The organism is Streptomyces sp. NPDC002935, assembly GCF_040611295.1.
Taxonomy (GTDB): Bacteria; Actinomycetota; Actinomycetes; order Streptomycetales; family Streptomycetaceae; genus Streptomyces.
This window is the reverse complement of sequence record NZ_JBEXNW010000004.1, coordinates 174,625-188,565: the sequence shown is the minus strand read 5'-3', so window position 1 is coordinate 188,565 and position 13,941 is coordinate 174,625. Positions and strand designations below refer to the sequence as shown.

11 protein-coding genes are annotated in these 13,941 nt (G+C 69.3%); 2 read left to right on the top strand and 9 right to left on the bottom strand.

Annotation, left to right across the window (positions count from 1 at the left end):
- Position 1: 1 nt before the first annotated feature.
- A complete protein-coding gene (glmS, locus tag ABZX90_RS06685; protein ID WP_355202005.1) occupies positions 2-1,819 on the bottom strand; it encodes a glutamine--fructose-6-phosphate transaminase (isomerizing) in 1,818 nt (605 codons plus the stop codon).
- A gap of 14 nt (positions 1,820-1,833) precedes the next feature.
- Positions 1,834-2,091, bottom strand: coding sequence for a hypothetical protein (locus ABZX90_RS06680; RefSeq protein ID WP_351122326.1), 258 nt, complete (start codon positions 2,089-2,091; stop codon positions 1,834-1,836).
- A gap of 149 nt (positions 2,092-2,240) precedes the next feature.
- Here ABZX90_RS06680 and ABZX90_RS06675 point away from each other — a divergent pair, with 149 nt between their 5' ends.
- Positions 2,241-3,824: a metallophosphoesterase family protein gene (locus ABZX90_RS06675; protein WP_351122324.1), complete on the top strand. Its 1,584-nt coding sequence runs from the start codon at positions 2,241-2,243 to the stop codon at positions 3,822-3,824.
- A gap of 93 nt (positions 3,825-3,917) precedes the next feature.
- Here ABZX90_RS06675 and ABZX90_RS06670 read toward each other — a convergent pair whose 3' ends face one another.
- Positions 3,918-4,802, bottom strand: coding sequence for a DUF4429 domain-containing protein (locus tag ABZX90_RS06670; RefSeq protein WP_351122322.1), 885 nt, complete (start codon positions 4,800-4,802; stop codon positions 3,918-3,920).
- Between the two features lie 118 nt (positions 4,803-4,920).
- On the opposite strand from ABZX90_RS06670, the gene ABZX90_RS06665 reads away from it, so the two are divergent.
- Positions 4,921-6,504: a beta-N-acetylhexosaminidase gene (locus ABZX90_RS06665; RefSeq protein ID WP_351122320.1), complete on the top strand. Its 1,584-nt coding sequence runs from the start codon at positions 4,921-4,923 to the stop codon at positions 6,502-6,504.
- 78 nt (positions 6,505-6,582) lie between these two features.
- On the opposite strand, the gene ABZX90_RS06660 is transcribed toward ABZX90_RS06665, so the two are convergent.
- The 6 genes from ABZX90_RS06660 to ABZX90_RS06635 all read right to left on the bottom strand — a co-directional run bounded on the left by ABZX90_RS06660 (position 6,583) and on the right by ABZX90_RS06635 (position 13,731).
- On the bottom strand, positions 6,583-8,355 hold the full coding sequence (locus ABZX90_RS06660) for an IucA/IucC family siderophore biosynthesis protein (RefSeq protein WP_355202001.1): 1,773 nt from the start codon (positions 8,353-8,355) through the stop codon (positions 6,583-6,585).
- The gene (locus ABZX90_RS06655) at positions 8,352-8,897 is read right to left on the bottom strand and encodes a GNAT family N-acetyltransferase (RefSeq protein ID WP_355201999.1); all 546 of its coding nucleotides are present in this window, start codon (positions 8,895-8,897) and stop codon (positions 8,352-8,354) included. Before ABZX90_RS06655 ends, ABZX90_RS06660 begins: the two co-directional genes overlap by 4 nt.
- Positions 8,894-10,171 carry a lysine N(6)-hydroxylase/L-ornithine N(5)-oxygenase family protein gene (locus ABZX90_RS06650; RefSeq protein ID WP_355201997.1) on the bottom strand — a complete coding sequence of 426 codons (1,278 nt, stop codon included), beginning with the start codon at positions 10,169-10,171 and terminating at the stop codon, positions 8,894-8,896. Before ABZX90_RS06650 ends, ABZX90_RS06655 begins: the two co-directional genes overlap by 4 nt.
- A complete protein-coding gene (desA, locus tag ABZX90_RS06645; protein ID WP_355201994.1) occupies positions 10,155-11,597 on the bottom strand; it encodes a lysine decarboxylase DesA in 1,443 nt (480 codons plus the stop codon). The genes ABZX90_RS06650 and desA overlap by 17 nt, the downstream gene beginning before the upstream one ends.
- Positions 11,598-11,773: 176 nt before the next feature.
- Positions 11,774-12,640: a siderophore-interacting protein gene (locus tag ABZX90_RS06640; RefSeq protein ID WP_355201991.1), complete on the bottom strand. Its 867-nt coding sequence runs from the start codon at positions 12,638-12,640 to the stop codon at positions 11,774-11,776.
- A 41-nt stretch (positions 12,641-12,681) separates the two neighbouring features.
- Positions 12,682-13,731 carry an ABC transporter substrate-binding protein gene (locus ABZX90_RS06635; RefSeq protein ID WP_351122305.1) on the bottom strand — a complete coding sequence of 350 codons (1,050 nt, stop codon included), beginning with the start codon at positions 13,729-13,731 and terminating at the stop codon, positions 12,682-12,684.
- Positions 13,732-13,941 lie beyond the last annotated feature (210 nt).

Below are 13,941 nucleotides of genomic sequence, written 5' to 3'. Positions count from 1 at the left end.
ATTACTCGACGGTGACCGACTTGGCCAGGTTGCGCGGCTTGTCGATGTCCCGGCCGAGCGCCAACGCCGTGTGGTAGGCGAGGAGCTGGAGCGGGATGCCCATCAGGATCGGGTCCAGCTCGTCCTCGTTCTTCGGGACGACGATCGTCTGGTCGGCCTTCTCCTGGTGCCGGTGCGCGACGGCGAGGATCTGCCCGCTGCGCGCCTTGATCTCCTCCAGGGCGGCGCGGTTCTTCTCGAGCAGGTCGTCGTCGGGGACGATCGCGACGGTGGGCAGCGCGGGCTCGATGAGCGCCAGCGGGCCGTGCTTGAGCTCCGAGGCCGGGTAGGCCTCGGCGTGGATGTACGAGACCTCCTTGAGCTTCAGAGAGGCCTCACGGGCCACCGGGTAACCCCGGACGCGGCCGATGAAGAGCATCGAGCGGGCCTCGGCGTACTGCGCGGCCAGCTTCTTGATCTCGTCCTCCTGCTCCAGGATCTCGGCGATCTGGGCGGGCAGCCTGCGCAGGCCCTCGATGATCCGCTTGCCGTCGCGGACCGAGAGGTCGCGGGTGCGGCCGAGGTGCAGGGCGAGCAGCGCGAAGGCGACGGTGGTGTTGGTGAAGCACTTCGTCGAGACGACGCAGACCTCGGGGCCCGCGTGGACGTACATGCCGCCGTCCGCCTCACGGGCGATCGCCGAGCCGACGACGTTGACCACGCCGAGCACCCGCGCGCCCTTGCGCTTCAGCTCCTGGACGGCGGCCAGCACGTCGTAGGTCTCACCGGACTGGGAGACGGCGATGTACAGGGTGTCCGGGTCGACGACCGCGTTGCGGTAGCGGAACTCGGAGGCCGGCTCGGCGTCCGCGGGGATACGGGCCAGCTCCTCGATCATCTGGGCGCCGATCATGCCCGCGTGGTACGAGGTGCCGCAGCCGAGGATCTTCACGCGGCGCACCGCGCGGGCCTCGCGGGCGTCCAGGTTCAGGCCACCGAGGTGGACCGTCGAGAACCGGTCGTCGATACGGCCGCGCAGCACGCGGTCCACGGCCTCGACCTGCTCGTGGATCTCCTTGTGCATGTACGTGTCGTGGCCGCCCATGTCGTACGACGCCGCCTCCCACTCCACGGTGGTCGGCTCGGACGTCGTACGGGTGCCCTCGGTCGTGTACGTCCGGAAGTCGTCGGCCTTGAGCGTGGCCATCTCGCCGTCGTCCAGCGTGACTATCTGGCGGGTGTGGGTGACCAGCGCGGCGATGTCCGAGGCGACGAACATCTCCTTCTCGCCGATGCCGAGCACGACGGGGGAGCCGTTTCGCGCCACGACGATGCGGTCGGGGAAGTCGGCGTGCATGACCGCGATGCCGTAGGTGCCCTCTATGACGCGCAGCGCCTCGCGGATCTTGTCCTCCAGCTTCTCCTGCTGGGAGCGGGCGACGAGGTGGGTGAGGACCTCGGTGTCGGTCTCGGAGAGGAACTCGATGCCGTCGGCCTCGAGCTTCTTCCGCAGGTCGGAGGCGTTGTCGATGATGCCGTTGTGGACGACCGCGACCTTGTTGTCGGCGGACATGTGGGGGTGCGCGTTCACGTCGGAGGGGGCGCCGTGCGTGGCCCAGCGGGTGTGGGCGATGCCCGTGGTGCCGGCGAAGCGCTTGGGGACCTTGGCCTCCAGGTCACGCACGCGGCCCTTGGCCTTGACCATCTTCAGGCCCGCCGACTTGGGGGACGTCACGACGATGCCCGCCGAGTCGTAGCCGCGGTACTCCAGGCGCTGGAGGCCTTCGAGCAGCAGCGGTGTCACGTCACGCCTGCCGATGTATCCGACGATTCCGCACATACAGGTGAAGTCCCTCAGCCGTAAACGATGCGGCGCAACTGCCTGAGCGAGAGCTCCGGCGGTGCGACCGCGCGATATTTCAGGTCCGCCTCGATCCGTTCGAAGATCGACGCGTTCACCAGGCCCTGGGCCTGGAGTTCGCGGTGGCGGCGACGGACGTACTCCTCGGTCGTCTCGTCGAAGTAGGCGAGCACGTCCTGGATCACTCGCAGCGCCTCGCCCCGGTTCAGGGGCGTCGACCGCGTCAAATGATCAACAAGTTCGTCGTGCACCCGTTGATCCTGGAGTACCGCAAACCGATTCGCAAGAATCCTGCCCGATATCGGGCAAGGCCTTGTTGAATCTCTTATGGACCGCTGTTTACAGGCTGTCCATCCAGCGTCTTGCGCAGCGTCGATCGCCCGGAGCAACTTCTGGAGCCATGGACACTCCACGCATGGGCGTACCCGAGCAGCTCGCCGAGAAGATGACCATGGCCGAGCAGCACGAGTACCTTCGCGCCACGTTCTCGCGGCGCAACATGATCAGAGGCGGCGCCGTGACCATCGGTGCCGTCGCCGGCGGCGCCTTCGTACCCGGCGTCGCGCAGGCCGCGGCCCCGGCGCAGCGGACGGCCGCCCCGACCTCGACGGAGAAGGTGGACGGCGCCCTCGTCGCCCCCTTCGGCCGCCACCTCGCCTTCGGCAACGACCCGCGCACCGAGATGACCGTCTCCTGGCAGGTGCCGACGGCGGTCAGCAAGCCCTACATCCGCATCGGCGCCCACCCCTGGGACCTCTCCCGCAAGATCGAGGCCGAGGTGCGCACCCTCTACACCCCGGCCGGCGTGGGCGCGAGCGGCGACCACACCCAGTACTACCTGCACGCCAAGCTCACCCACCTGCGCCCCGGCAGGACCTACTACTACGGCGTCGGCCACGCGGGCTTCGACCCGGCCGCGCCCCACCTCCTGGGCACCCTCGGCACCTTCACCACCGCGCCCTCGCACGCAGAGCCGTTCACCTTCACCGCCTTCGGCGACGAGGGCGTCGGCTACCACGGCCTCGCCAACGACGCCCTGCTGCTCGCCCAGAACCCGGCCTTCCACCTGCACGCCGGCGACATCGCGTACGCGGACCCGGCCGGCCAGGGCAAGACCGCCGACACCGGCTTCGACTCGCGCATCTGGGACCAGTTCCTCGCCCAGACCGAGACGGTCGCCAAGCAGGTCCCGTGGATGCCGGCCTACGGCAACCACGACATGGAGGCCTGGTACTCGCCCAACGGGTACGGCGGCGAGGAGGCCCGCTGGACGCTTCCGGACAACGGCCCCGACAAGGCCAACCTGCCCGGCGTCTACTCCTTCGTCCACGGCAACACGGCGATCATCTCGCTGGACGCCAACGACGTCTCCTTCGAGATCCCGGCCAACCTCGGCATCTCCGGCGGCACCCAGACCAAGTGGCTGGAGGCGCAGCTCAAGAAGTACCGCGCCTCGCGGGACGTCGACTTCATCGTCGTCTTCTTCCACCACTGCGCGTACTGCACCTCCACGGCGCACGCCTCGGAGGGGGGCGTGCGACAGGAGTGGGTGCCGCTCTTCGAGAAGTACACCGTCGACCTGGTGATCAACGGCCACAACCACCAGTACGAGCGCACGGACGTCATCAAGGCGAACGCGGTCACCAAGAAGCTGCCGATCGGCGGCACGGCGTACCCGGAGACCGACGGTGTCGTGTACGTGACGGCGGGCGCGGCCGGCCGCAGCCTGTACGCGTTCACCGCCCCGCAGTCCTACGAGGGCCACGAGAACGAGGTCGAGTCCGTCGCCTCCTTCATCAACCTCAAGGACGGCAAGCAGAACGAGACGGTCACCTGGTCGCGCGTGCGCTACCTCAACTACTCGTTCCTGCGCGTCGACGTCACCCCGGCCCCGAAGGGCCGCCTGGCCACGCTGAAGGTCCGCGGCATCGCCGAGACCGGTGAAGAGGTCGACCACTTCACGGTGGCGCGCCGGGCCAAGTAGGTCCCGGCTCCGCGGTACGCCCGGAAGGCGGGGCGTACCGCCTCCCTGGCGGGCGGCCGGCCCCCGCGAGCGGCGGTCCTCCAGCGCCCGTTCCTACAGGCGCTTGAGGACCGCCTGCTTGGCCAGGGTGAACTCCTCGTCCGTCAGGACGCCCTCCCTGTGCAGCTCGCCGAGTTCGCGCAGCCTGCGCAGCAGGGCGTCGTGGTCGGCCTCGGACGCGGGCCCCGGGATCGCCGCCCGGGCCGGCTCCTCGGCCGGCGGCCGGTCCTCCAACGCCGCGGCCGGATGCGGCAGCCGTGCCTGCACGGCCGCCGCGACCAGCGCCATCAACGGGTCCTTCTTGAAGCCCCACAGCTCCACGGAGTTGGGGTCGTACTTCGCCGGCGCCTTGGTCTCGGCGCCGCGCACGACGAAGCGCAGACAGCCGTTCTCCAGGCCGGCCGCCGGATGCCACTCGACGGCCGTGATGTCACCGAGGGCGAGCGTTCGGGCGCCCGCCGCCGACTTCGCGTCCTCCGTCTTCCAGTTCCACTCCAGGCGTACGCGCTCGCCGTCGAAGCTCGCCGTGCCGTCACCGGCGGAGGCGGACAGCGGAACCGCCGGGCCGGGGAGCAGATAGCCGTCGACCGGGTCGGACGGCACCTGGTCGAGAAGCAGCGCGCTCCGGACCTCGTCCACGAAGTACTCGGCGACGCCGAAACGGTCGGCCTCCACCGTGAGCTGGTACGGGTCGTTCGGCTCCGCGAGCTTGCCGCCCGTCGCCTGGAGCAGCGGGTCGGCGCCGTCGCGCAGCCGGAGCCTGAGCCGCCCGGCCTTCCTGCCCTGCTCCAGCGAGACACCCGCCAACGCGCCGAGCGGCACGGTCAGTTCACCCAACGTCCTGCGCAGCAGGCCGACGTTCTTGTCCCGCCCGGGGGTCAGTCGCAGCGCGTCCCCGTCGAAGATCCACGTGCCGTCCCGCTGGATGATTTCCGCCATGAGGGGGATTGTTTCACCGCGTCTGCGGGAGAGTGGTCTCGACCAATTCGAAGGGCACGGCGAAGGGCGCGGCCGAGGGCAGGCCGCGGGCCTCGGCCGGGCACCGAAGGGAGCGCATGTGAGACAGCACCACAGAACGCCCCGCCTTCTCGGTACGCTGCTGCTCGTGGCGGCAGCCGGTATCTCCCTCGTCGGCGCGGCACCGCGCGCCGAGACCGTCACTCCGCTGGGCCGCGTCGTCCCGGCCCCCGCCTCGGTCGACCCGGGCGGGTCCCCCTACCGCATCACCGGTGACACCCGCATCCGCGTCGACGACTCGCGCGAGGCCCGCACGGTCGGCGCGTACCTCGCGGACATCCTGCGGCCCTCCACCGGCTACCGGCTGCCGGTCACCTCGCACGGCGGGGGAGAGATCCGGCTCCGGCTCGGCGGCAAGGGACTGGGCGAGGAGGGCTACCGCCTCGACAGCGGCAGCTCGGGCGTCACCATCACGGCCGGACGGCCCGCGGGCCTCTTCCACGGCGTCCAGACCCTGCGTCAGCTGCTGCCCGCCGCCGTCGAGAAGAAGTCCGTACAGCGGGGACCCTGGCTGATCGCCGGCGGCACCGTGAAGGACACCCCGCGCTACGGCTACCGCGGCGCCATGCTCGACGTCTCCCGGCACTTCTTCACCGTCGCCCAGGTCAAGCACTACATCGACGAACTGGCGCTCTACAAGGTCAACAAACTGCATCTGCACCTGAGCGACGACCAGGGCTGGCGCATCGCCGTCGACTCCTGGCCGCGGCTGGCGGCCCACGGCGGCTCCACCCAGGTCGGCGGCGGACAGGGCGGCTTCTACACCAAGGCCGACTACCGCGAGATCGTCCGGTACGCCGCCTCGCGCTACCTGGAGGTCGTCCCGGAGATCGACATGCCCGGACACACCAACGCCGCCCTCGCCTCGTACGCCGAACTGAACTGCGACGGGATCGCGCCGCCGCTCTACACCGGCACCGACGTCGGCTTCTCCTCGCTGTGCGTGAACAAGCCGCTGACGTACGACTTCGTGGACGACGTGATCCGGGAGCTGGCCGCGATCACTCCGGGCGCGTACCTCCACATCGGCGGCGACGAGGCCCACTCCACCAGTCACGCCGACTATGTGACCTTCATGGACAAGGTGCAGCCCCTCGTCGCCAAGTACGGCAAGAAGGTGATCGGCTGGCACCAGCTGACCGGGGCCACCCCGGCGAAGGGCGCCATCGCGCAGTACTGGGGTCTCGACGACACCAGTGCCGAGGAGAAGGCGCAGGTCGCCCGTGCCGCGCAGAACGGGACCGGGCTCGTCCTGTCGCCCGCGGACCGGCTCTACCTCGACATGAAGTACACCGCCGACACCCCGCTCGGCCAGGACTGGGCCGGTCTGGTGGAGGTACGGCGGGCCTACGACTGGGACCCGGGCGCCTACCTTCCCGGTGTGCCCGCCTCGGCCGTCAAGGGCGTCGAGGCGCCGCTGTGGACGGAGACGATCGTGACCTCCGCCGACATCGACGTCATGGCCTTCCCGAGGCTGCCCGGGGCCGCCGAACTCGGCTGGTCGCCCGCGTCGACACACGACTGGGACACCTACAAGGTGCGGCTCGCCGCCCAGGGACCGCGCTGGGACGCCCTGGGCATCGGCTACTACCGCTCGCCCCAGGTTCCCTGGCCCACCCGCTAGCGGAATGCCGACGGGCGCCCCGGAGGACCGTACTCCGGGGCGCCCGCCTGTCTGTGGGGCTCCTGGCGGGCCCGGTGCTCAGAACCCGGCGATCGGGTTCTTCAGTGTGCCGACCAGCTGCAGCGCGCCCGACGGGTCCGCCAGGTCCACCATCTGCCGGTTGTCGCGCAGCTGGAGCCGGTTGAGGCAGGACAGCGCGAACTCGGGGGCGAACAGGTCGTACTGCCGGAACTTGTCGTCGAGTTCGGGCGTCGCCTCCTGGTACGCGCGCACCGACTCGGCGACCGTCCGCCAGAAGTCCTTCTCGCCGAGGACGCCCTCGTCCGCCAACTGGGCCGCCAGGAAACGGAAGAAGCAGTCGAAGACGTCCGTGAAGACGGACAGCAGCTTCGTGTCCTCGGGGACCTCGACCCGGATCCGCTCGACCGCGGGCGGCAGCACCGCCTGCGCGTCCATCACCGCGATCTCCTCGGCGATGTCCTTGTAGACCGCCCGCCGCACGGCGCCGTCCTTCAGGACCAGGATGACGTTCTCGCCGTGCGGCATGTAGACGAGGTCGTAGGCGTAGAAGCTGTGCAGGAGGGGTGTGAGGTAGGCGCGCAGATAGCGGCGCAGCCACTCCACCGGCGTCAGGCCCGACCGCTCGATCAGCGCGCCCGCGAACGAGTGGCCCTCGTGGTCGACATGGACGAGGGACGCCATGGTCGCCAGGGTCTCGCCCTCCTGGAGCGAGGGGACGGGGCTCTCGCGCCACAGCGCGGCGAGCATCTTGCGGTACGGGGAGTAGTGGTCGGTGGCCGCCTCGTACTCCAGGTGCCGGTAGCCGACGGCCGCCCGCTCACGGATGATCGACAGACCGGTGGACTTCAGCACCGGGTCGTTCTCGACGAGCTGGGCCAGCCAGTCGTTGATGGCCGGGGTCGCCTCCATGTACGCGGCGGAAAGCCCGCGCATGAAGCCCATGTTGAGGACACTCAGCGCCGTCTTCACATAGTGCTTCTCGGGGCTGCTGCTGTTGAAGAACGTCCGGATGGACTGCTGGGCCAGGTACTCGTCGTCGCCCTCGCCGAGGCACACCAGGTGCCGCTGGGCGACCTCGGCGGCGAAGGTCACGGACAGCTTGTTCCACCACTGCCAGGGGTGCACGGGTATGAGCAGGTAGTCCTCGGGGTCGAGGCCCTGATCGGTCAGTGTCCGGGCGAACCGCTCGACCGTCTCCGCGCCCAGTTCCTCGCGCACGAAGGACTCGTACTCGATGCCGACCCCCGCCGTGAAGGCGGCCCGTGAGCGGTGCGCCGCCAGCCACACCAGCCGGACCGGGCTCGCGGTCTCGGGGGCGTAGGCGAGGTACTCGTGCACACCGAAGCCGAGCCGCCCGTTGTTGGCGACGAAGCAGGGGTGGCCCTCGGTCATGCCGGTCTCGATGGCCTGGAATCCGGCGCCGGCCAGCTCGCGGACCGGGATCCGCGGCTTGGTCAGTTTGAAGCAGGTGCCGGAGAGGGTGGAGGAGATCTCCTCCAGGTAGACCGGCAGGACCTCGTCGCTCAGGCCGAGCGACTTCTTCAGTTCGATGAAGAAGTCCAGCGCGGACAGCGGGAGTTCGACGCCGTCGCGGTGCCGGGTGATCGACTCGGCGTCCACCTGCCAGTGGTCGAGGGAACGCCGTACGGCGCTGTAGCGGTACCGCGTCAGTCCGTCGTCGCCGCGGACCTCGAACCGGCCGTCCGGCAGGGTCTGCGGGGTGATCAGCCGCTCGTGGGCGAACTCGGCGAGCGCCTTGCGGAGAAGGAGGCGGTTGGCGAGGGCCCAGCGCTCGGGGGAGAGATGGGCGACGCTGTCGGCGAGGGTCATGCCGCCACCGCCTTCGTGAACCGCTCCCGGGTGCAGAAGCTCAGCAGCGCCTTCTTCTCCGGCTTCTGGATCTCCCGCTCGGGGACGAAGCCGACGGCCTCGTTGAGGGCGTGCACGGCCGTGTTGTTCACGTCGGGCTCGACGACGACGCGGTGGGTCGCCGGGTCGGCGAACAGGTGCTCCATCACCGCGGTGATCACGGCCCGGGTGAAGCCGTGCACGGGTGTGTCGCTCGGCGCGACCAGGAAGTGCATGCCGACGTCGCCGGGCTCCAGCTCGTACAGGCCGACGAGTTCGACGTGCGCCGGGTCGTAGCGCTCCATCAGGAAGACGGGCTCGCCGTCCAGCAGCCCGAGGAAGGCGTCGTGGTGCTCGCTCGCCGCGATGGCCATGTACTCGCGCTCCACGTCGTGCAGTCTCGCCTCCTGCATCATCCAGAAGGCGGCCTTGGGATGGGTCACCCACCCGTGCAGCAGCGGGGCGTCCTCGACGGGGTCGAGGGGGCGGACGGTGAAGGTGCCGATGGCGGTCGTGGTGGTCATACGGAGAACTCCTGGAACGCGATGGTCTTCTCGACCGGGTAGTACTCGGTGCCGAGCAGCTCACGGATGATGGACGCGTTGCGGTACGGGCCCATGCCGAGATCCGGCGATGTGATCGAGTGCGTGTGGACTCCCGCGTTCTGCAGGAAGATCCCGCTGCCCGTGGTGTCGATGGCGTAGTTGCGGGCCACGTCGAAGTTGCCCCGGTCGTCGTAGCGCAGCCGATCGCGGACAGGTGCGAGGAACGCGGGCTCGGCGTAGCGGTAGCCCGTGGCCAGGATCAGTCCCGCCGAGCTCAGCTCGTAGTCCTTGCCCTGTTCCTGCTGACGGAGGCCGAGGGTGTACGAGCCGTCCTCGTAACGCGCCGATTCGAGGCTGGAGTTGGTGAGGAGCCGGGCGGGGACCGGGCCGCCGAGGTTCTTCTGGTAGAGCAGGTCGAAGATCTCGTTGATCAGATCGCCGTCGATGCCCTTGAAGAGGCCCTTCTGCTCCGACTGGAGGCGGTAGCGGGTCGCTTCGGGCAGCGCGTGGAAGTAGTCGATGTACTCCGGGGAGGTCATCTCCAGGGTGAGCTTGGTGTACTCGAGGGGGAAGAAGCGCGGCGAGCGGGTCACCCAGTTCAGCCGGTAGCCGTGGACGTCGATCTCGCTCAGCAGGTCGTAGAAGATCTCCGCGGCGGACTGGCCGCTGCCGACCAGGGTGATCGACTCCTTGGCCTGCAGCTCCTGCTTGTGGTGCACATAGCGGGAGTTGTGGATGAAGTCGCCGCCGAGGTCCGCGCAGGCGTCCGGGACGTGGGGCGAGGTGCCGGTGCCGAGGACCAGGTGCCGGGCGCGGAACACCTCACCGGCCTCGGTCCGCACGACGTACACCTCGTCCTCGTACGTCACCTCCGCGACCGTCGTCCCGAAGCGGACGCTGCCGAGCTTCGACGCGGCCCAGCGGCAGTAGTCGTCGTACTCGACGCGCAGCGGGTAGAAGTTCTCGCGGATGTAGAACGCGTACAGACGGCCCGATTCCTTCAGGTAGTTGAGGAAGGAGTACGGGGACGTCGGGTCGGCGAGCGTGACCAGGTCCGACATGAAGGGGGTCTGGAGGTGCGCGCCCTCCAGGAACATTCCGGAGTGCCACTCGAAGTGCGGCTTCGACTCCAGGAACACGCCGTTCAGTTCGGCGATCGGCTCGGTCAGGCAGGCGAGGCCGAGATTGAAGGGCCCGAGCCCGATCCCCACGAAGTCGTAGGTCGTGTTCGTGGATTCAGCAAGCGCGGTCAAGGGACTCTCCCAGGTACTGCTCGGCGTGGCCGGCGATCAGATCGAGGACGGCGGCGATGTCGTCCGTCGTGGTCTCGGGGTTGAGCAACGTGAACTTCAGGTAGTGGCGTCCGCCGACCTTGGTGCCCGCGACGACGGCGTCGCCGGAGGCGAACAGGGCTTTGCGGGCGTACAGGTTGGCGCGGTCGATCTCGGCCGGGTCGGTGACGGCGGCCGGGATGTGCCGGAAGACGAGGGTGGACAGCGAGGGCTGCACGACGACGTCGAAGCGCGGGTCGGCGGCGAGCAGTTTCCAGCCCTCCGCAGCCAGGTCGCAGACCTCGTCGAAGAGTTCTCCGATGCCGTCGGCGCCCATCACGCGCAGCGTCATCCACAGCTTCAGCGCGTCGAAGCGCCGGGTCGTCTGGAGGGACTTGTCGACCTGGTTGGGGATGCGCTCCTGGACCATGCGGCGCGGGTTGAGGTACTCCGCGTGGTAGGTGGCGTGGCGCAGCGTCGAGGCGTCCCGGACCAGCACGGCCGAGGAACTCACCGGCTGGAAGAAGGACTTGTGGTAGTCGACCGTGACGGAGTCGGCCCGCTCGATGCCGTCGATGCGGTCCCGGTTCCTCAGCGAGGTGAGCAGTCCGCAGCCGTAGGCCGCGTCCACGTGCATCCAGGCGCCGAACTGGGTGCACAGCTCGGCGATCTCGGGCAGCGGGTCGATGGAGCCGAAGTCGGTGGTGCCGGCGGTGGCGACGACGGCCATGGGGACCAGGCCGTCCTGCTTGCAGCGTTCCAGCTCACGGGCGAGGGCGACGGTCTGCATGCGCTTGTCGTGGTCGACGGGGATCGAGACGACGGCGTCGGCGCTCAGGCCGAGGAGTTTGGCCGACTTCCGCACGCTGAAGTGGCTGACCTCGGAGGCGAAGACGCGCAGGTCGGCGAGGTGCTCCGACTTGGCCTCCTCGCGAGCCAGCAGCAGGGCCTGGAGGTTGGACTGGCTGCCGCCGCTGGTGAACACGCCGTCGGCGGCCGGGCCGAGGCCGATCCGCTCGTTGGTCCAGTCGATGAGTTTGCGCTCGATGAGGGTGCCGCCGGCCGACTGGTCCCAGGTGTCCAGCGAGGAGTTGACGGCGGACAGGACGGCCTCGCCGAGCACGGCCGGGATGACGACCGGGCAGTTGAGGTGGGCGAGGTAGCGGGGGTGGTGGAAGTAGATCGCGTCCTGGAGGTAGACCTCTTCCAGCTCGTCGAGGACGGCCGTGGTGTCGTGCAGGGGCTTGTCGAGGTCGATCCGCTCGATGCGGGGAGCGAGTTCGTCGACCGTGACACCCGTGAACGGGCGGTCGGTGGTGGCGAGTCTGGCCGCCACCCGCTCGACGCCTTCTGTCACGGAGCGGCGGTACCGGTCCGCGGTGGTGTCGTTGAGCAGGTGCGAGCGCATGTGGGGGTCCTCCGTGCGGGGGAGAGTCCGAGCGGGACAGGAGAAAGGGCGGAGTCGCGACGTTCAACTTAGGTTAGCCTAACCTAAGTCGATCGTGCGACCCCGCCCCACCTGGGTCTTTCGTTTCGCACGCCTCGGTCCGAACCTCCGGGAGGCGTTGTGGCGAGCGGCGCGAACTACTCGCCCTGCTCGCGCAGTTGCTCCTCGCTCAGCCCCTGGCGCCAGTAGCCCACGAAGGTGACCCGCCTGCGGTCGAAGCCGCGCTCGCGCACCAGATGACGGCGCAGTTCCTTCACGCGGCCGGACTCGCCCGCGATCCAGGCGTACGGGGCCTCGGCGGGCGGGAGTTCATCGGCCCGCAGGGCGGCGAGGGCCAAGGGGGAGCCCGGGGCGCTCGCGTCGGAGTGTTCGTCCCGCACGAGCCAGGTGATCTCGGCGTCGGCCGAGGTCACCACATCCTGGATGTCGGCGGCGTGATGGACCTCCAGCCACGCTCGGACACGCAGGCCCGCCGGCAGCGATTCGAGGATGGCCGAGGCGGCGGGGACGGCCGTCTCGTCGCCCCACAGGACGACGAGGTCGGTGTCCGCGGGCGGCCGGAACCGGATGGCCCGGTTGTCCTCGACAGCGGGGCCGAGCAGCACGACACGGTCACCGGCCCGCGCGCCGGACGCCCAGCGCGAGGCGGGTCCGGCGGGAGCGGTCGCACCCGGCTCCGTGCCGTGCAGCACGAAGTCGATGTCGATCTCGTCGGGGTCGCGGCGCAGTTCGCGCAGAGTGTACGAGCGCATCACCGCCCGTACGTCGTCGGGCAGTTCGCGCCAGCCCTGCCACCAGTTGTCGCCGAGCTCGATCGGCACGGCCGGCTCGCTCTGGCCGGGGTGCGGCAGGAACAGGGACAGGGACTGGTCGCGCCCGTCGGAGTGGAACGCGCGCAGATCGGGTCCCGCGAAGGTCACCCGGACCAGGGACGGACCGAGCCGCCTCGTCCGTACGACCTGGAGGGAGAAGAAACGGAACGGGGCGGCTACGGCCGTCGTCATAAGTGCTCCTGAGTCATCGTCAGGTGGTCACGGGAGGGGGATCAGGCGACCTTCTTCGCGTTCTCGATGGCCTCGGCGAGCTTGTCGAGGATCGGGGTGCACTTGTCGTACGACAGGATCGGCTCGGGCGTCCGGGCGATGACCTGACCGGCCTTGACGGCGGGCAGCTTCTTCCAGGTGGCCTCGGTGATGTCGGCCGGCTGGATGGTCGCGGAGCGGTCGTCCATGATGATGATGTCGGCCGGGTACTTGTCGACGTTCTCCCAGCTCAGGTTCTCGTACCAGCCACCGCTGGCCTTCAGGGCCTTGGCGGAGGGCTCGACGATGTTCACGCCGAGCGCCTTGAAGTACTCCAGGTCGATGGAGAGGTTGGAGCCGGACACGTAGAAGATGTCCTGGCTCGCGCTGCCGGCGAGCACCTTGATCTCGGGGCGGGCCTTGGCGGCCTTGCGCAGCCGCTCGGCGGCCGTCTCGAACTTCTTCTTCGCCTCGACGATCTTCGCGGACTTCACGTCGGCGCCGAGGGACTCGGCCAGCGCGAACATGCGCTCCAGCGGCTGGGGCAGCTGGATGTCGAAGACGGAGACACCGACGCTCGGGGCCACCTTGAGGATCTTGTCCGCCGACTCCTTGGGGACGTACCAGAGGGTGCCCGCGCCGTCGAACATCGTCGAGATCAGGACGTCGGGGGCGAGGCCCGCGTACTTCTCGATGTTGAACTGGCCCCACTCCTGTCCGAGGATCGTCAGCTTGCTGATGTCCATGTCGCCGGCCTGGACATCGGCCTTGCCGTCCTTCGTCCTGGTCGGGCCGAACACGCCCTTGACCTCGATGCCGTAGTCGAACAGGGCGGCGGCGACTCCGGTGAAGGCGACGATGTTCGCCGGAGCCTTGTCCAGCTTCACCGTCGTGCCGCGGTCGTCCTTGAACGTCCAGGGGCCGGACTTCTCGGCGGCCTTCGTCGAGTCCGAGCCACCGTTTTTCGAGGCGTCGTCGTCGCCGCAGGCGGCGAGGACGGCACCGAGGCCGAGGGCGCCGCCCGCGGCGAGGATGCCGCGACGGGTGAGGTGAGTGGCACGGGCGTTGGGCATGAGAGTGACTGCTTTCGGCACGGGGCGGGGAAGCGCCCGCCGGACAAGTTCGAAGGTAGGTTAGCCTAACCTCACCACTTGTCCAGAGGGCGGGGGCGCGGTGACGGGTCCGCGCCCCGCCTGTGCGGTGCGGCTGACGCGACGGCGTGGCTCCCGGTCCGGACCGGGAGCCGCGCCGCGTCAACTCATGGTCTGAGCCTGATCGGTTCG

Coding starts and splice junctions, on each gene's coding strand:
- ABZX90_RS06660 (WP_355202001.1), bottom strand. CDS start 8,355: ATGACCCTCGCCGACAGCGTCGCCCATCTCTCCCCCGAGCGCTGGGCC.
- ABZX90_RS06640 (WP_355201991.1), bottom strand. CDS start 12,640: ATGACGACGGCCGTAGCCGCCCCGTTCCGTTTCTTCTCCCTCCAGGTC.
- glmS (WP_355202005.1), bottom strand. CDS start 1,819: ATGTGCGGAATCGTCGGATACATCGGCAGGCGTGACGTGACACCGCTG.
- ABZX90_RS06635 (WP_351122305.1), bottom strand. CDS start 13,731: ATGCCCAACGCCCGTGCCACTCACCTCACCCGTCGCGGCATCCTCGCC.
- ABZX90_RS06675 (WP_351122324.1), top strand. CDS start 2,241: ATGGACACTCCACGCATGGGCGTACCCGAGCAGCTCGCCGAGAAGATG.
- ABZX90_RS06655 (WP_355201999.1), bottom strand. CDS start 8,897: ATGACCACCACGACCGCCATCGGCACCTTCACCGTCCGCCCCCTCGAC.
- desA (WP_355201994.1), bottom strand. CDS start 11,597: ATGCGCTCGCACCTGCTCAACGACACCACCGCGGACCGGTACCGCCGC.
- ABZX90_RS06670 (WP_351122322.1), bottom strand. CDS start 4,802: ATGGCGGAAATCATCCAGCGGGACGGCACGTGGATCTTCGACGGGGAC.